The sequence below is a fragment of the Chryseobacterium sp. CY350 genome, from assembly GCF_027945075.1.
Taxonomy (GTDB): domain Bacteria; phylum Bacteroidota; class Bacteroidia; order Flavobacteriales; family Weeksellaceae; genus Chryseobacterium.
In genome coordinates this window covers 884,259-901,082 of record NZ_CP116034.1, presented here as the reverse complement: position 1 = coordinate 901,082, position 16,824 = coordinate 884,259, and the positions used below count along the sequence as shown (strand labels likewise).

The 16,824-nt window shown below is 34.1% G+C and carries 19 protein-coding genes; all 19 read left to right on the top strand.

Features of this window, described 5'->3' with window-relative positions; all coding sequences use genetic code 11:
- The first annotated feature begins 185 nt into the window (after positions 1–185).
- The 19 genes from atpB to PGH12_RS04025 all read left to right on the top strand — a co-directional run bounded on the left by atpB (position 186) and on the right by PGH12_RS04025 (position 16,666).
- Positions 186–1,337, top strand: a complete 1,152-nt coding sequence (gene atpB, locus PGH12_RS04115) for a F0F1 ATP synthase subunit A (protein ID WP_267599233.1) — start codon at positions 186–188, stop codon at positions 1,335–1,337.
- A gap of 40 nt (positions 1,338–1,377) precedes the next feature.
- Complete coding sequence (locus PGH12_RS04110; RefSeq protein WP_050380016.1) at positions 1,378–1,596, top strand: ATP synthase F0 subunit C; 219 nt, start codon at positions 1,378–1,380, stop codon at positions 1,594–1,596.
- A 104-nt stretch (positions 1,597–1,700) separates the two neighbouring features.
- Positions 1,701–2,195, top strand: coding sequence for a F0F1 ATP synthase subunit B (locus tag PGH12_RS04105; protein WP_267599232.1), 495 nt, complete (start codon positions 1,701–1,703; stop codon positions 2,193–2,195).
- Positions 2,196–2,197: 2 nt separating this feature from the next.
- A complete protein-coding gene (gene atpH / locus PGH12_RS04100) occupies positions 2,198–2,737 on the top strand; it encodes an ATP synthase F1 subunit delta (RefSeq protein ID WP_267599231.1) in 540 nt (179 codons plus the stop codon).
- Positions 2,738–2,755: 18 nt separating this feature from the next.
- Positions 2,756–4,333, top strand: a complete 1,578-nt coding sequence (gene atpA / locus PGH12_RS04095) for a F0F1 ATP synthase subunit alpha (RefSeq protein WP_267599230.1) — start codon at positions 2,756–2,758, stop codon at positions 4,331–4,333.
- 84 nt (positions 4,334–4,417) lie between these two features.
- Entirely contained in the window at positions 4,418–5,287 is an 870-nt protein-coding gene (gene atpG / locus PGH12_RS04090; RefSeq protein WP_267599229.1) for an ATP synthase F1 subunit gamma, read from the top strand.
- Between the two features lie 96 nt (positions 5,288–5,383).
- Positions 5,384–6,745, top strand: coding sequence for a hemolysin family protein (locus PGH12_RS04085; RefSeq protein ID WP_267599228.1), 1,362 nt, complete (start codon positions 5,384–5,386; stop codon positions 6,743–6,745).
- Between the two features lie 12 nt (positions 6,746–6,757).
- Entirely contained in the window at positions 6,758–7,063 is a 306-nt protein-coding gene (locus PGH12_RS04080; protein ID WP_129536888.1) for an ATP-dependent Clp protease adaptor ClpS, read from the top strand.
- Positions 7,064–7,170: 107 nt separating this feature from the next.
- Positions 7,171–7,785: a uridine kinase gene (udk, locus tag PGH12_RS04075; protein WP_050380023.1), complete on the top strand. Its 615-nt coding sequence runs from the start codon at positions 7,171–7,173 to the stop codon at positions 7,783–7,785.
- A gap of 3 nt (positions 7,786–7,788) precedes the next feature.
- Positions 7,789–8,145, top strand: a complete 357-nt coding sequence (locus PGH12_RS04070) for an FtsB family cell division protein (protein ID WP_267599227.1) — start codon at positions 7,789–7,791, stop codon at positions 8,143–8,145.
- A 76-nt stretch (positions 8,146–8,221) separates the two neighbouring features.
- Positions 8,222–9,385 carry a methylmalonyl-CoA mutase family protein gene (locus PGH12_RS04065; protein ID WP_267599226.1) on the top strand — a complete coding sequence of 388 codons (1,164 nt, stop codon included), beginning with the start codon at positions 8,222–8,224 and terminating at the stop codon, positions 9,383–9,385.
- Positions 9,386–9,397: 12 nt separating this feature from the next.
- On the top strand, positions 9,398–9,838 hold the full coding sequence (locus PGH12_RS04060) for a DinB family protein (RefSeq protein WP_267599225.1): 441 nt from the start codon (positions 9,398–9,400) through the stop codon (positions 9,836–9,838).
- Between the two features lie 67 nt (positions 9,839–9,905).
- Entirely contained in the window at positions 9,906–10,991 is a 1,086-nt protein-coding gene (locus PGH12_RS04055; RefSeq protein ID WP_420710320.1) for a class I SAM-dependent methyltransferase, read from the top strand.
- A gap of 55 nt (positions 10,992–11,046) precedes the next feature.
- Complete coding sequence (locus PGH12_RS04050) at positions 11,047–11,331, top strand: hypothetical protein (RefSeq protein ID WP_267599224.1); 285 nt, start codon at positions 11,047–11,049, stop codon at positions 11,329–11,331.
- A 130-nt stretch (positions 11,332–11,461) separates the two neighbouring features.
- A complete protein-coding gene (locus PGH12_RS04045) occupies positions 11,462–12,841 on the top strand; it encodes a dipeptidase (RefSeq protein ID WP_267599223.1) in 1,380 nt (459 codons plus the stop codon).
- A 115-nt stretch (positions 12,842–12,956) separates the two neighbouring features.
- Entirely contained in the window at positions 12,957–13,961 is a 1,005-nt protein-coding gene (locus PGH12_RS04040) for a T9SS type A sorting domain-containing protein (protein WP_267599222.1), read from the top strand.
- Positions 13,962–14,036: 75 nt separating this feature from the next.
- Positions 14,037–14,744: an SDR family oxidoreductase gene (locus PGH12_RS04035; protein ID WP_267599221.1), complete on the top strand. Its 708-nt coding sequence runs from the start codon at positions 14,037–14,039 to the stop codon at positions 14,742–14,744.
- A gap of 185 nt (positions 14,745–14,929) precedes the next feature.
- The gene (locus PGH12_RS04030) at positions 14,930–15,676 is read left to right on the top strand and encodes an electron transfer flavoprotein subunit beta/FixA family protein (RefSeq protein WP_267599220.1); all 747 of its coding nucleotides are present in this window, start codon (positions 14,930–14,932) and stop codon (positions 15,674–15,676) included.
- Positions 15,677–15,718: 42 nt separating this feature from the next.
- Positions 15,719–16,666: an electron transfer flavoprotein subunit alpha/FixB family protein gene (locus PGH12_RS04025; protein ID WP_267599219.1), complete on the top strand. Its 948-nt coding sequence runs from the start codon at positions 15,719–15,721 to the stop codon at positions 16,664–16,666.
- Positions 16,667–16,824 lie beyond the last annotated feature (158 nt).

Sequence of the window (16,824 nt, the reverse complement as noted above, 5' to 3'; positions counted from 1 at the left end):
AATAGAAAAGACTAAAGCTAATTTTTTATTGATTATCATCTGCTTTATTATTGCATCTATTACTATATATATGCCGGTAATAAAGCAAATTAACAAATCCTGATATTTTTGATGATAAATATCAATTTTTAATATTGGTAGAGTTTAATAAAATCAATATATTTGCACACGATTAAAAAAGAGATATGAACAGAAAAGTTTCTTCATTATTTTTCGCATTTTTATTTGTGTTTATGAGCAGTTTTGCCGCTGCACAGCACGAGACTGAAGGTGAAAAATCAGCTGAAAAGGTAGAGCATGCAGAAGGCGATAAGCCCTTTAATGCTACAAAGATGATCATGGAACACATTAGTGATTCAAACGAATGGCATTTATGGACTACTAAAGATGAAAACGGAAAGGAAGATCATTTTTCAATACCATTACCAATCATTATCAAGGACAATACAGGATGGCATACTTTCTTATCTAAAGATATTGCACACGGTCACGAACATGATGGCTATACTTTACATGAAGGTCAGGTAGTCTCAACTAAAGGGATCGAAAAAGCAACTCTTTTTGCTGTGATTTCAGGAAAACAAAAGGCAAGCGATGTGTTTTTTGATATGTCAATTACAAAGAATACGGCTTCAATGTTTTTATCAGTAATTTTTATGCTGATTATTTTCCTAGGAATGGCTAAAAATTATAAAAAATCTCAATTACCGAAAGGAGCTGGAAAATTATTAGAACCTGTTATTGTATTTATCAGAGATGAAGTGGCTATTCCAAATATTGGTTCAGTAAAGTATAAAAGATTTATGCCTTACTTATTAACTGCATTTTTCTTTATCTGGTTCAATAACTTATTCGGATTGATTCCTTTCTTTCCTGGTGGAGCTAACTTGACAGGAAATATTGCAATCACTTCAGTTTTGGCAATCATTACTTTATTAATTACATTATTCAGTGCAAATAAAGATTACTGGAAACACATCTTTATGCCACCGGTTCCATTATTGTTATACCCAATTATGGTTCCAATCGAGATCATAGGAATCTTTACAAAACCTTTCGCTTTAATGATGCGACTTTTCGCAAATATTACTGCAGGTCACATTATGATCTTAGCAATTGTCTCTTTGATCTTTATCTTTAAATCACCATTTTTAGGATTTGCATCTGTACCATTGGCATTATTTGTTTCAGTATTGGAACTTTTAGTTGCAGCATTGCAGGCTTATATCTTTACAGTATTATCAGCATTGTTTATCGGTATCGCGGTTGCAGAACACGATCACGATCATGCGCACAACGATGATGACAGTGTAGGTCACGACACAATGGTAGCTTAATTAAACAAAAAAAATAATTTTAACTAAATATTTATTTATTATGGAACCATCAACTGGATTAGGATTAATTTACGTAGGAATCGGTTTAGCAGTATTAGGAGTAGGTCTTGGTATTGGTAAAATCGGTGGGCATGCTATGGATGCTATCGCTAGACAGCCAGAACAAGCTGGTAAGATTCAAGGAGCAATGCTTATTGCTGCAGGTCTTATCGAAGGTGCTGGTCTTATCGCGATCATCTTTGGTGCTTTCATCAAGTAATTATCCTCAGAGAAAATATTCTTAGCAGTGAAGCGGTTGGCTGCTGCTAAGGATTTTTAAAAAAGATATCCATAAATTATTACATTAAAAAAAGAATTACAGATATGGGAATTATAGAACCTGGAATTGGACTTTTGTTTTGGATGACGCTTACATTCGCTATCCTATTATTTATCCTTGCGAAATTTGCCTGGAAACCAATTGTAAATGCAGTAAATGACAGAGAAGCTTCTATCGTTGATGCTTTAAATCAGGCTAAATTGGCTAAAAAAGAAATGGAAGATCTTAAATCTGATAACGAAAGAATTATTCGTGAAGCTAAAATTGAAAGAGATTCTATTCTTAAAGAAGCTAGAGAAATTAAAGACAGAATTGTAGGTGAGGCTAAAGATGTTGCTAAAGCTGAAGGTGATAAAATCATTGATGCTGCTAAGCAAACTATTCAGACTGAGAAAAATGCTGCAATGTCAGAAATCAGAACTCAGATTGGTGCTTTATCTGTAAATATTGCAGAATCTATCTTGCAGAAAAATTTAGAGAAAACTGAGGCTCAGGACGAGTTGGTTCAAAATTATTTAAATAAATCTAATCTTAACTAAGAATGCTTACATCTAAAGTAGCTAAAAGATACGCACAAGGTTTGCTGGATTTCACAAACGAATCCGGACAGACTGCTGCTGTATTTTCAGAAATGAAAGATGTTAAGAAAGTGATGTCTGAATCTGAGGATTTAAACAAATTTTTCAAGACGCCTTACATTGATGCAAAAAAGAAAGAAGACGTTGCAAAAGAGATTTTTAAAGGTTTTTCACCGGTTTCTCAAAATTTGATTACTTTAGTGATCAGACACGGTCGTGAAAATCAATTGAAAAATATTGCTCAGGAATTCATCAACAAAGTTGAAGATATCAATGGGGTACAGAGAATCACTCTTACTACAGCGACTCAGCTTTCTAAAGAAAATATTGATCAGATTTTAAAATCTACAGATTTGGTAAAAGCGGGTTCAAACTTTGACTTAAATCTTACCATCAATCCTGATATTTTAGGAGGATATATTTTAAGAGTTGGAGATCAGCAGATCGATGCATCTGTGAAATCTAAGCTTAATAATATCAAAAAAGATTTTCATTTAAATTAAGAAAAAAACAACCATATAATGGCAGAAATAAATCCGGCAGAAGTATCTGCGATCTTAAAACAACAGTTGGCCAACTTCGACACTCAATCAAACGTTGAGGAAGTAGGTACAGTTTTAACCATCGGTGATGGTATTGCTCGTGTATACGGGTTAGAAAATGTACAGTACGGTGAGTTGGTAAAATTTGCTAGCGATGTAGAAGGTATCGTACTAAACTTAGAAGAAGACAACGTAGGTGTGGCTCTTTTAGGTGAAAGTAAATTGGTAAGAGAAGGAGATACAGTAAGAAGAACAAACAGAATCTCTTCTATCAAAGTAGGAGAAGGTATGTTGGGTAGAGTAGTTGATACTCTAGGTAACCCTATCGATGGTAAAGGTCCTATCGAAGGTGAATTGTACGAAATGCCATTGGAAAGAAAAGCTCCGGGTGTTATCTACAGACAGCCGGTTACTGAGCCTTTACAAACTGGTATTGTTGCGATTGACTCAATGATTCCTGTAGGAAGAGGTCAGAGAGAGTTGATTATTGGTGACAGACAGACAGGTAAAACTACTGTTGCTATTGATACGATCATTAACCAAAGAGAATTTTTTGATGCGGGAAATACTGTATATTGTATATATGTTGCAATCGGGCAAAAAGCATCTACAGTAGCTCAAATCGTTAAAACGCTTTCTGATAAAGGAGCTTTAGCGTATACTGTAATTGTTGCTGCGAATGCTTCAGACCCAGTTCCTATGCAGGTTTATTCTGCAATGGCTGGTGCATCTATCGGTGAGTTCTTCAGAGACACTGGTAGACCGGCATTGATCATTTATGATGATTTGTCTAAACAAGCGGTTGCTTACCGTGAGCTTTCTCTACTTTTGAGAAGACCACCGGGCCGTGAAGCTTACCCAGGAGACGTTTTCTATCTTCACTCAAGATTATTGGAGAGAGCTGCCAAAGTGATTGCTGACGATACTATTGCTAGCCAAATGAATGACTTACCAGATTCATTAAAGCCAATCGTAAAAGGTGGTGGTTCATTAACTGCACTTCCGATTATTGAAACTCAGGCGGGTGACGTTTCTGCATATATTCCAACGAACGTAATCTCTATTACAGACGGACAGATCTTCTTGGAGTCTGATCTATTCAACTCTGGGGTACGTCCTGCGATCAACGTAGGAATCTCTGTATCGAGAGTTGGTGGTAATGCTCAGATCAAATCAATGAAGAAAGTTTCTGGTACTCTTAAATTAGACCAGGCTCAATATAAAGAATTGGAAGCGTTTGCTAAATTCGGTTCAGACCTTGATGCTTCTACTTTAGCAGTTATTTCTAAAGGAGAAAGAAACGTAGAGTTGTTGAAGCAGCCGGTAAACTCACCACTTCCTGTAGATACTCAGGTTGCGATGATTTACGCTGGTACAGAAAACTTGATGAGAAACGTTCCTATCAAAAAGGTAAAAGAATTCCAGGTAGAATATATCGCTTTCTTAAGATCTAAGCACCCTGAAACAATGGCTGCAATCAAAGCAGGTAAAATCGATAATGATATTACTTCTGTTCTTAAGCAGGCAGCTCAGGATTTAGCTTCAAAATATAACTAAAATTAGTTGATGATTGTTGGTTGATAGTTGACAGAATTTTCTAAAACTAGCAACCAACAACCGACAACCAACAACTAACCCAATATGGCAAACTTAAAAGAAATACGAGGAAGAATCAGTTCGATTTCATCTACGATGCAGATCACACGTGCAATGAAAATGGTTTCGGCAGCGAAACTTAAAAAAGCACAGGATGCCATCGTAATGTTGAGACCGTATTCTGAAAAACTGCAGGAAATCATCCAGAATGTGAATTCTAGTTCAGATCCTGATCAGGTTTCTATTTATGCTCAAAAAAGAGAGGTTAAAAAAGTACTTTTTATTGCTGTAACTTCAAACAGAGGTTTGGCAGGTGCCTTTAACTCTAATGTTGTGAAAGAACTGAATATTCAGTTCCAAAACAATTCTCAGTACGAAATTGAAGTTCTTACCATTGGTAAAAAGGCTTACGATGCTGTGAGAAGAGGGCGTACCGTTTTCTCTAATGAAAGTAATGTTTTTGATAAGCTAAGTTTTGACGTTGTTTCAAATGTTACCGAAACGGTAATGAGCAACTTTAGAGAAGGTAAATTTGACGAAGTTTATGTAATTTACAATAAATTTATCAATGCTGCTACTCAGGAAGTAATGACAGAAAAAGTTCTCCCTATTTCTATGGTAGAAACCGATGCTGCGGAAACTCAGGTTGAAACAGATTATATTTTTGAGCCAAACAGAAACGAAATTTTGGACAATTTAATTCCGAAATCTATCAAAACTCAGGTTTTCAAAGCGGTTTTAGATTCTGTAGCTTCAGAGCACGGTGCCAGAATGACAGCCATGCACAAAGCAACAGATAATGCACAGGAACTAAAGAATGATTTAGTTATTTTCTACAACAAAGCAAGACAGGCTGCCATTACAAACGAGATCTTAGAAATCGTATCAGGAGCAGAAGCTTTGAAAAACTCGTAATAAAATTTTCAAAGAATATTAAAGCATCGATAACTTCGGTGCTTTTTTTGTTAGTTTTATTTTGTATATCTTTGCGTAATAAATTATAATTTTTAAATGGACTCGGACATAGTCAGGCTACTATTAGCTTTGTTTCTTGTATTATTAAATGGCTTTTTCGTAGCCGCAGAATTTTCAATTGTTAAAGTTCGTTATTCTCAAATTCAGCTTAAAGCCGCCGAAGGTGATTCTATGGCAAAACAAGCTGAACATATAATCAAACATCTTGATGAATATCTCTCTGCCACGCAACTTGGGATTACTTTAGCATCACTTGCTTTAGGTTGGGTTGGCGAAAGTGCGATGCATCACGTAATTGATAATTTATTTCATTCCCTAAATATCAATTTTAGCGAATCTACTGTTACAACTATTTCGATTGTCATCAGTTTTCTGATTATCACAGTTATGCACATCGTTTTTGGTGAATTGATTCCTAAATCGATCGCCATCAGAAAGGCAGAAGCAACCACAATGGCAACTGCAGTTCCTTTAAGAGTGTTTTATACGGTTTTCAAACCATTTATCTGGTTAATGAATTTAATGTCTAATGGAGTTTTGCGTTTGATGAAAATCCATCCGGCTTCAGAGCAGGAAATTCACTCTACAGAAGAGCTTCAGCTTTTGGTAAAACAAAGTGCAGACAGCGGTGAAATTGAAGAAGAAAACTATGAGATCATTAAAAATGCATTCGATTTTACAGATCACTCTGCGAAACAGATCATGGTTCCAAGACAAAATATTACGTCGATTGATTTTGCAGATGATTTAAATGAAATCATTAATAAGATCATGGAAAGCGGTTACTCAAGGATTCCTGTTTATGAAAATTCTATTGATAACATAATTGGTGTTTTTTATACTAAAGAAATCATCCGAGAATTTGTTAAAAGAAAAGGAGAATTAAGCCATGAAGATCTGCGAGAATTGATGCGGGAATCTTTTTTTGTGGTAGGAAGTAAGAAGATTTCAGACTTATTGAAAATTTTCCAGCAGAAAAAACAGCATTTGGCAATCGTTATTGACGAGTTTGGTGGTACAGAAGGAATTATTACTCTTGAAGATATTTTAGAAGAACTGGTTGGCGAAATTCAGGATGAGGAAGATGATGAAGAAAAGCTCGTTGACAAAGTAGGAGATAATATTTTTTGGGTAAAAGCTACACAGCCATTAGATGAGATTAACGAATCTTTACCTAAAAAACTAACTGTTTCTGAAGAAAGTGAATACAATACTTTGGCAGGATTTATTTTGCACGCCTTAGAAGATATTCCTGAAGAAAACCAGGAGTTTGACTTAGAGAATTACCACTTCAAGATCTTAAAAATGAATAATAAGAGTGTTGAGATGGTAGAATTGATTTATAATGAACCTAATAATATCGTAGATGATATTTTAGATAAATTTGGAGAAGATTAAAATTTTGATAAAATGATTTTTTATAATAGCATAAAAGATTACGAAAATCCGAAACGTCAGTATGAAGAAGAAGTTCTTGTTTTGGATGAAACGGATGAAGTTTACAAATTAATTTTGCATAATGATGATATCCATACTTTTGATGATGTCATAGAAGCACTGATAGAAATTTGTAAACATGACCTTATACAAGCCGAGCAGTGTACAATGCTCGTACATTATAAAGGTAAATGCACGGTAAAAACTGGCTCGATGGATGTTTTGAAACCTATGCATGAGAAATTAATTTCAAGAAGCTTAACAAGCGAAATCGTATAATATAAACTCTGGCAATTGCCGGAGTTTTTTAATTCTAAAGTAAACTCTAGTATTATTTTTGAGATTAAATTTCATCTAAAATAGTATATTTGTAAAAACTATATTAAATGCTTGTAATAGGAATTGCGGGAGGAACAGGATCCGGCAAAACTACGGTTGTCGATAAAATCATTCAACAGCTTGACATTGAGGGAATGAATATATTATCTCAGGATAATTATTATCATGATAATCATAATCTTACACTGACGGAAAGAGAAGCGTTAAATTACGATCATCCTAAGTCAATAGATTTTGAACTCATGCTGAAACACGTAAAAGCATTAAAAAATAACGAATCAATCGAACAGCCCGTGTATAGTTTCGTTACGCATTCAAGAACTGGTGATCACGTAACCGTTGAGCCAAAAAACGTTTTGGTAGTAGAAGGAATTTTGGTTCTCACGAACAAAGAATTGCTGAAGGAATTTGATCTGAAAGTCTTTGTACATGCAGATTCCGACGAAAGACTGATTAGAAGAATCAGAAGAGATACGCAGGAAAGAGGAAGAGATCTAAATGAAGTATTACACCGTTATCAGACGACTTTGAAGCCGATGCATCAGGAATTTATTGAGCCTTCAAAAAATGATGCAGATTTAATTATTCCCAATATGAAGCAAAATTCTGTAGCGATAGATTTTCTGACGACCGTAATTAAAAATTCATTGAGAAAACATTAAAAAATGGCTGAGAAAGAATTAATCAAAGATATTCAACCCAAATCGGAGACTGTAAAGTTTCTTCAGAATTATGTATTTAATAAATATGTGATAGCAATTTGTCTTTTTTTGGTTTGGATGATTTTTTTCGATAAGACTTCGTTTTTAGTAATCAATGAGCTGAATGGTGAAATTGGTAAGTACGAAGAGCAGCTTGCTTACTATAAATCAGAATACGAAAAGAATGATCAATTCTACAAAAAGCTGATGAATAATAAATCTGAGAAAGAAAAATACGCCAGAGAAAACTACTTTATGAAGAAACCAAATGAGGAGATCTTTATTTTGGTGGTAGACAGCGCAAATATTGCAAAAAAATAATTTCGGAATGACAAGATATTTGTCAATTCGCTTTTTTTTAAATTAAAAATTTCTCAATACTTATTACCCATAATTTATGCCATATACAGAAAACTTTTCTAATTGGGAACAGCTCGTTAAAAAACAGCTAAAAACTGATGATATTTACACGATTCTGAAAAAAGAAAATTTGGAGGGAATTGATGTAAAGCCTTTTTACGATTCAGTAGAAAAGCCGTTGGTAAATCTTCCTAAGGTAGAAGAAAGCACGCATTTAGTAGCGACGTATCATGAAACTTTGGAAGAAGATGTCTTTGCATTTTTACTGAACGAAAATGTGGAAAATTTGGTAAGTAAAACTATTTTTGTCAATAATAAAGATCTGGCAGAACATATCAGTCCGCAGGATGAAGACCAATATTTTTCTCTTATTGATGTTTTTGATGAAAAAAACGGAATAATTGATGATCAGTTGGTTAAAGAATTATTAGCAAAAGATTTTAAAAGAAATGTCTGTGTTGATGTTTCACTTCATCAAAATTCCGGAGCATCAATTGTTCAGCAGTTAGGAATTGCTTTGGCAAAAACAAAAGAACTGGTTGAAGATTACGGAGCGGAAATCTTAAACAAATTAATTTTTAAATTGGCAATCGGTGCAAATTATTTCTTCGAGATTTCTAAAATACGTGCTTTTAAACTCGTTTTTAATCAGCTTTCAAAAGAGTATGGTTTAGATGATATTCCGTATATTTTTGCTGAAACGTCTTCAAGAAATAAATCAGTTTCTGACAGTGAAAATAATTTGATCCGTTCAACCTTAGAGCTTGCAGCGGCAATGATTGGCGGCGCAGATGCAGTTTTCAGCACCAATTATCAGATAGGAAATAATACGGAGAATTCTGAGGAAATTTCATTCAAGCAACAGATCGTTTTGGCTTACGAAAGTATTATTAATGTTTTTGAAGATGCATCAAACGGAAGTTATTATATCGAAGACATTACTGAGCAAATAGCGAAAATATCGTGGCAATTCTTTTTAGAAATTGAAAATTCCGGAGGTTATCTGGAAAATTTAAAACAAGGAATTCTTCAGAAACAAATCTACGATCGAGCTGTTGAAGAACAAAAATGGGTTGAGGAAGGAAAAATTAAACTGATTGGTGTTAATCTATATCCAAAGTTAGACGTTAAAAAATCCGTTCAAGAACTTTATAACGAAAAGGAAATTAAAGCAGTTCGTTGGGCTGAAATGTTTGAATAATTTTTTGCTGGAATGAAGGAAAAACTAATTGATCTATTCGAATATACGTATCATTATAACAGCAAAATAATAGAAGTTATTTCTGAAAAAATTTCTGAAGTAGAAGAGAAAACAATCAGTTTGATCAATCATACTTTAAGCGCTCAACAAGTTTGGAACTCACGAATTTTAAACGAAAAATCTTTTGAAGTCTGGCAAATTTATCCGATTGAAAAATTAGAAGAAATAAACAAGCACAATCTCCAAAAGAGTATTTTAATTGTTGAAAATTCGGATTTAGATGAAAAAATAGAATATCAGAATTCGAGAGGTGAAAGATTTGAAAATACTGTTTTTGAAATGCTTTTTCAGGCAATCAACCATTCTACCTATCACCGCGGACAAATTAACTCGCTATTAAAACAAAAGGGAATTCAACCGATTTTAACGGATTATATTTTTTATAAAAGATAATTATTTGGAAATTCCAGTTCTCCATAGAGATGTTCAGAAATATATTGCTGCCAATCTAAATTCAGATATGCATTCTTTGTTGTTGAAAAAATCGCCTTTTACCGATGTTTCAATTCAGGAAATTGTTCAGCAAATTAAAGGAAAACAGGTGGCACAGAAAAAATTTCCTTTTTTATTGAAAGATGGAATCGTTTTTCCGCCACAACTTAGTTTAGAGCAGTCTTCATCGGATAAAACAGCTTTTTATAAATCTAATATTTTAAAAGGAAAGAAATTCATTGACCTTACCAGTGGTTTTGGGATTGACGCCTTTTATCTTTCAAAAAATTTCGAAGATGTTACTTTGGTTGAGCAAAATACTGAACTTTTAAATTTAGTAGAGCATAATTGGAATGTTTTACATAAAAAAGCAAGGTTTATCAATCAAAAACTAGAAGATTTTTTAAATGAAAATACCGAAAATTTTGATGTGATCTATCTTGATCCTGCGCGTAGAGATCTTAACAGAAACAAAGTTTTCCTATTAGAACATCTGTCGCCCAACATTCTCGACATTCAGGATAAACTGCTTTCATTATCCAAGCAAGTTGTGGTGAAGTTGTCTCCGCTTATTGATTTGAAATATCTTACCTCTGTTTTAAAAAATGTTGCTAGAATTGATATTATTGCGGTTAAAAATGATGTGAAAGAAGTCGTTGTTTTTTTATCAAAAGAAAATTCTCAACATATTAAATGTCACTGTATTAATCTGGAAAGTGAAGAATCTGACCTTATTTTCGAGTTCGGTAGCGAAGAAAATGCCCATTCGGAATTTTCGGAACCTGAAAAATTCATTTATATTCCTAATAATACAATTTTGAAAGCAGGGATTTTCAATTTAATTTCAAAAAAATTTAATCTGAAAAAACTCCATCCAAATACTCATATTTATACTTCAGAAAACAAGATAAATAATTTTCCGGGTAGAGTTTTTGAGATGGAAGTGATTGATGGTAAGGAGATTAAAAAGAAAAGCCAGTTTAATATAATTTCTAAAAATTATCCTCTGAAACCTGAGGAAATTAAGAAAAAATATGGCTTGAAAGACGGAGGAAATGATTATCTAATTTTTACTCAGTCCAAAAAAGGTAAAATAATCTTAAAATCAGTATAAAAATGTTGCCAAAAAATGCAATATTTCTTACTTTTGGGCAATCAAAAATTTAGAAATGAAAAAACTAATTATATGTTTGGCAATTGCTTCGGTTGCAGTAAGCTGTAAAAAAATTCAGGCAGGAGGTAATAAAAATACCCTAAAACTTGAAGAAGGTGTAGAAAGATATTCTGATGATGAGCAAACAAGCGGAAAAGAAGAAGATCTTGCAGAAAAGCATACGGATGTTTTGCATGAAGAGCATAAGGCTGAAACTCCTAAATCTGACAGTACAAATACTCAGAAATCTCCTGAGGTTACAACTTCAGGCTTAGAAAAACCTTCCGCTGAACAACACTAATAGTTTTAAGAAAAATATTATGATCCTGCTCTTTGGCGGGATTTTTTGTTTCAGAGCTTTTTCGAGATAAAACAGGTGTTTTGTTTGTTGAAGCTGTTCAATTTTTTTAAATTTATCCAAATTAAATTACATGCAAGAGACATTAAATTACATCAACGAAAACAAACTTCGTTTTGTAGATGAATTATTTGAATTACTGAGAATTGCTTCAATATCAGCAGATCCGGCTTATAAAAATGAAGTACTCCTTTGCGCTGATAAAGTTGCAGAACATCTTAAAAATGCAAGAGCAGACAATGTAGAAGTTTGCCAGACCAAAGGTTACCCTATCGTTTTCGGAGAAAAAATCATTGATAATAGTTTACCAACAATTTTAGTATACGGTCATTACGACGTTCAGCCGCCAGATCCTTTAGAATTGTGGAGAAAACCACCTTTCGAACCTTATATTGAGAAAACGGAACTTCACCCTGAAGGAGCAATTTTTGCTAGAGGTTCAGCGGATGATAAAGGTCAGTTTTTTATGCAGATCAAGGCTTTTGAAGCGATGATGAAAACAGATTCTCTTCCTTGTAATATTAAATTTATTTTTGAAGGTGAAGAAGAAGTGGGATCTGTGAGCTTAGGTGATTTTGTTAATGAGTTTAAAGAAAAATTGTCTTGTGACTGTATTTTAATTTCAGATACTCATATTTACAGTAATGAACAACCTACTGTAACGACAGGTCTAAGAGGTTTAAGTTATGTAGAAGTAGAAGTGGAAGGTCCTAACAGAGATTTGCATTCAGGTCTTTATGGCGGGGCAGTTCCGAATCCTATTCACGTACTTTCCAGAATGATTGCAAAATTGATTGATGAAGACGGACAAATCACCATTGATGGATTTTATGATAACGTCGAAGATGTTTCGGACGAAGAAAGAGCTGAAATGAATAAGCTGAAAGATAATCCTGAAGAATTTAAAAAATCAATTGGTTTAAGGGGCGTTGAAGGTGAAGAAGGTTACACAACGCTTGAGAGAACATCTATTCGCCCAACATTAGACTGTAACGGAATTTGGGGCGGTTACACTGGAGAAGGAGCAAAAACGGTAATTCCTTCGAAGGCTTCTGCGAAAATTTCTATGCGTTTGGTTCCTTATCAGACTCCGGAAGAAATTACAGAAAAATTTACAAAGTATTTTGAAAAAATAGCTCCTAGCAATGTAAAAGTAAAAGTAACTCCTCATCATGGAGGAATGCCTTATGTTTTACCAAGCGATACAAAAGAATTTTTAGCCGCTAAAAAAGCAATGGAAACAGCTTTCGGTAAAGAAGTTCTTCCGTATAGAAGCGGTGGAAGTATTCCTATCACATCTATGTTTGAGAAGGTTTTGGATGCAAAATCTGTATTAATGGGCTTTGGATTAGATTCGGATGCAATTCACTCACCTAATGAGCATTACGGCTTATTCAACTTTTACAAAGGAATTGAAAGTATACCTCTATTCTTCGAAAATTATTCTAAATAACGATAATAAGTCCTCAGGAAGTTTTTCTTGAGGATTTTTTATATTTTAACAATATTTTTTAATTCAGTTTGCTAAACTTTATTATATTTACATTAAATAATTTAAAATTAATTTTATGAAAAAAATTCTATCTTCTTTATTGTTGACTTCTGCAACAATGATGATGTTTGGGCAGGTTCAGATTCTAATCAACGAAAATTTTAATTCATTGACAGCAGGTAATTTAGGAAGTCAAAACTCATGGTTAACAGGAGGAGGTACTGCTGTTGATTATCAAGTAGTTTCTATTGATGCAGCACATGGTTTATCGTTGACTACTACTAGTGGTAACGGTTATGCTGCTGCTTCAAATCCAAATAATAGAACTGCTGCAAGACAACCTGCTATAACAGCTACTGCTTCAAATAATATTATACAAGCAAGTGCGGAAATTTATACAGGATCTTCAAGTGGTGCAGGTGAATTTAGGTTTGCGGTAGTTGGAAACACCAGCTCAACGAGTACTACAGCATCAGTTCTTGGAGGTTTGACATACAATTTCACAACGAAGAAGTTGAATGGATTAGGAACTTTCAATAATGCTAGTGGAGTTCCTACTCTATATTTAATTTTAGCTGATGCAAGTGCACCTGTTTTCCCGGTAAATACTTGGGTTTCTGTAACTTTTACATATAATAAGACTAATGGAGCTATGTCATGGTCTTGGCCTGGTGGCGGAACTTCTGTTTCAACCGATCCTGATCAGATTTCGGGAATGATTGCAAAAGACATATACATCCAAAACCTTACTTTAACAGGCAATACCTCTAGTAATACGGCAGGAGTTGATAATATAATTTCTCAGTTTGGAAATTCAGGTACTTTGTCAATAAATGATGTGAAAACTGTTGAAATTAATAAAAGAAGTATCTCAATTTACCCAAATCCAACTTCAGAAATCTTAAACATCAAGACAGATTCAAAAATCAATGCAGTATCTGTTTCTGATATGACAGGTAGAAAAGTAAATGTAAAATTAGATGTTAATAAAGTTGATGTTTCAGGTCTTTCTGCTGGAACTTATTTAATCAACGTTGAAACTAAAGATGGTATTTCAACAGAAAAATTCATCAAAAAATAAGAACTTATAGATCTTAATAAATTAAAACGCTCCAATTGGGGCGTTTTTGTTATTTTAGAGAATAAATTTAAAAATATGATAGAAAATAAAGTAGCGTACATTACAGGAGGGACAAAAGGTATTGGATTCGGAATTGCTAAAACATTACTGGAAAATGGAATTTCAGTGGCATTTTCTGGTAGAAAAGAAGAAGACGTTGTTGAAGCGGAAAAAGAATTGCAAAAGTATTCTGCACAGGTTTTAGGGATTGTGTCGGATGTGAGAAATTTAGATAACGAAGAAAAAGCAGTTCAAAGTATTGTAAATAAATTTGGGAAGTTAGATTTTGTAATTGCTAACGCAGGATTAGGAATTTTCAAACCAGTCGACGAATTAACTTCTGCAGAGTGGAATTCTATGATAGAGACCAATCTTACAGGGGTTTTCCATACGTTAAAAGCGTCAGTTGGAGAATTGAAAAAGAGTGAAGGATATTATATCACTATTTCAAGCTTGGCAGGAGCCAACTTCTTTGAGAACGGAACTGGCTACAATGCGTCAAAATTTGGTGTGGTAGGTTTTGCTCAAGCTGCAATGATTGATTTGAGAAAATACAATATTAAATCTACGGTCATTATGCCCGGTTCTGTAGCAACTCATTTTAACGGAAACGAACCTTCAGAAAAAGATAATTGGAAAATACAGCCTGAAGATATGGGGAACTTAGTCTTAGATATTTTAAAAATGAATCCTCGTGTTCTACCAAGCAAAATAGAGTTTAGAGCAACAAAACCAAAGAGTTAGAAACTTATAATGCGCTGAATAATAATTAAATAAGTATTATGCATGCATAATATATTTTTTAATTATATTTACAAAACTTAACAAACAAAATTTGTTTCTATCATTTTTATAGATATTGTAAGCGGAAGAATTTGTTATCAAAGTAAATTGAAAAGCATATTTTAAATAAATAATTAAAACAACATATGAAAATATTAGTTTGCATTAGTAGTGTTCCTGATACTACTTCTAAAATTAACTTTACTGCAGACAAATCTGCATTCGACAAAAACGGAATTCAGTGGGTGATTAATCCTCTTGATGAATTTGCTTTAACAAAAGCAATCAAGTTACAGGAATCTCAGGGAGCAACTGTAACAGTATTGAATGTTGGTGATGCTACGACAGAGCCTGTGATAAGAAAAGCTTTGGCCATTGGCGCAAATGATGCGGTGAGAGTAAATCTAGATCCCAAAGACAGTTATTCTACAGCAAAAGAAATTGCTTCTGTTGCTCAAAACGGAGGTTACGATTTGGTTCTTTGTGGCAAAGAATCTATTGATTATAATGGTGGTTCTGTACCGGGAATGGTAGCTCAGTTACTAAGTCAGCCTTTCGTAAATGCATCGGTAGGTTTAGATATTAATGGCAACGAAGCTACTGCTGTTAGAGAAATAGAAGGTGGCAAAGAGACAATTTCAGTAAAACTTCCGGCGGTATTTGCTGGACAAAAAGGTTTAGTGGATGAGAAAGATTTAATCATTCCAAACATGAGAGGGATTATGTCTGCAAGAACAAAGCCTTTGCAGGTTGTAGAGCCTACGTCTTCAGAAGTGAAAGTTCAGGGAGTTTCTTACGATTCTGTTCCTCCGAGAGCAGCAGTGAAGATGGTTTCTCCGGATAATTTAGATGAATTGGTAAGATTACTTCACGAGGAAGCTAAAGTTATCTAATCTTTTAACCATTAAATTTCTTAATCATTTAATTTTAAAACAATGGCAGTATTCGTATACGCAGAAAATATAAACGGAGTTTACAAAAAAGCAGCTTTTGAAGCAGTTTCTTATGCAAAAGCAGTAGCAGATCAAGCGGGTGAAACCGTTACTGCAATCTCTGTGAACCCTACAGATTCTTCAGATTTATTGTATAAATATGGAGCAACAAACGTTATCAATATCAAAGACGAAGGTCTTAAGAATTTCTCAGCAAAAGCTTATGCGCAGGCGGTAAGTGAAGTTTTAGATGGAAATACAATCGTTTTTCCTCATACTACAGATGCATCTTCTGTTGCACCAATGTTGGCGGTAATGAAGAATTTTTCTTTAATTACAAACGTTTTGGAAGCTCCGGAAAGCCAGTCTCCATTTCAGGTTAAAAGAAGAGCATTTTCAGGAAAAGGTTTTATGCACGCAAAAGCTGAAGGAAGCGGAGTAATTGTTACAGTTTCTCAGAATGCTTTTGGTGTGAAAGAAAATGCAGTTTCTGGTTCCGAAGAAGTTAAAAATCTTTCAGTGGCCAATGAAGATACAAAAGTGATTTCTCACGAGCAGAGTTCGGGTAAATTAGACCTAAAAGAAGCTGAAGTGGTAGTTTCTGCCGGTAGAGGAATGAAGGGCCCTGAAAACTGGGGAATGGTAGAAGATTTAGCAAACGTTTTGGGCGCTGCTACCGCTTGTTCAAAACCAGTTTCTGACATCGGATGGAGACCTCACACAGAACACGTTGGACAAACTGGGAAAGCAATTTCGCCAAATTTATATATCGCAATCGGTATTTCGGGGGCAATTCAGCATTTGGCTGGAGTCAACTCTTCTAAAACTATTGTTGTAATCAACAGTGATGCTGAAGCTCCATTCTTCAAATCAGCTGATTATGGTGTTGTAGGAGATGCTTTCCAGATTCTTCCTGCTTTAACAGAAAAAATAAAAGCAATTAAAGGATAGGCAATTGTGAATTTTGCTTCGCAAGTCAATAGTGATTTTTTTAAAATTGACAACGAAGTGAATTGACATTTGAGTATTCACAATTAAAATATATACAATAAAAGCTCGGCTTCCGGGCTTTTATTTTTGTCTAAAAAGTAAAACCTACAATAAAAAAT

Excerpts from the sequence above, each read along its gene's own strand:
- atpB (WP_267599233.1), top strand. The coding sequence starts at position 186 with ATGAACAGAAAAGTTTCTTCATTATTTTTCGCATTTTTATTTGTGTTT.
- PGH12_RS04110 (WP_050380016.1), top strand. The coding sequence starts at position 1,378 with ATGGAACCATCAACTGGATTAGGATTAATTTACGTAGGAATCGGTTTA.
- PGH12_RS04105 (WP_267599232.1), top strand. The coding sequence starts at position 1,701 with ATGGGAATTATAGAACCTGGAATTGGACTTTTGTTTTGGATGACGCTT.
- atpH (WP_267599231.1), top strand. The coding sequence starts at position 2,198 with ATGCTTACATCTAAAGTAGCTAAAAGATACGCACAAGGTTTGCTGGAT.
- atpA (WP_267599230.1), top strand. The coding sequence starts at position 2,756 with ATGGCAGAAATAAATCCGGCAGAAGTATCTGCGATCTTAAAACAACAG.
- atpG (WP_267599229.1), top strand. The coding sequence starts at position 4,418 with ATGGCAAACTTAAAAGAAATACGAGGAAGAATCAGTTCGATTTCATCT.
- PGH12_RS04085 (WP_267599228.1), top strand. The coding sequence starts at position 5,384 with ATGGACTCGGACATAGTCAGGCTACTATTAGCTTTGTTTCTTGTATTA.
- PGH12_RS04080 (WP_129536888.1), top strand. The coding sequence starts at position 6,758 with ATGATTTTTTATAATAGCATAAAAGATTACGAAAATCCGAAACGTCAG.
- udk (WP_050380023.1), top strand. The coding sequence starts at position 7,171 with ATGCTTGTAATAGGAATTGCGGGAGGAACAGGATCCGGCAAAACTACG.
- PGH12_RS04070 (WP_267599227.1), top strand. The coding sequence starts at position 7,789 with ATGGCTGAGAAAGAATTAATCAAAGATATTCAACCCAAATCGGAGACT.
- PGH12_RS04065 (WP_267599226.1), top strand. The coding sequence starts at position 8,222 with ATGCCATATACAGAAAACTTTTCTAATTGGGAACAGCTCGTTAAAAAA.
- PGH12_RS04060 (WP_267599225.1), top strand. The coding sequence starts at position 9,398 with ATGAAGGAAAAACTAATTGATCTATTCGAATATACGTATCATTATAAC.
- PGH12_RS04055 (WP_420710320.1), top strand. The coding sequence starts at position 9,906 with ATGCATTCTTTGTTGTTGAAAAAATCGCCTTTTACCGATGTTTCAATT.
- PGH12_RS04050 (WP_267599224.1), top strand. The coding sequence starts at position 11,047 with ATGAAAAAACTAATTATATGTTTGGCAATTGCTTCGGTTGCAGTAAGC.
- PGH12_RS04045 (WP_267599223.1), top strand. The coding sequence starts at position 11,462 with ATGCAAGAGACATTAAATTACATCAACGAAAACAAACTTCGTTTTGTA.
- PGH12_RS04040 (WP_267599222.1), top strand. The coding sequence starts at position 12,957 with ATGAAAAAAATTCTATCTTCTTTATTGTTGACTTCTGCAACAATGATG.
- PGH12_RS04035 (WP_267599221.1), top strand. The coding sequence starts at position 14,037 with ATGATAGAAAATAAAGTAGCGTACATTACAGGAGGGACAAAAGGTATT.
- PGH12_RS04030 (WP_267599220.1), top strand. The coding sequence starts at position 14,930 with ATGAAAATATTAGTTTGCATTAGTAGTGTTCCTGATACTACTTCTAAA.
- PGH12_RS04025 (WP_267599219.1), top strand. The coding sequence starts at position 15,719 with ATGGCAGTATTCGTATACGCAGAAAATATAAACGGAGTTTACAAAAAA.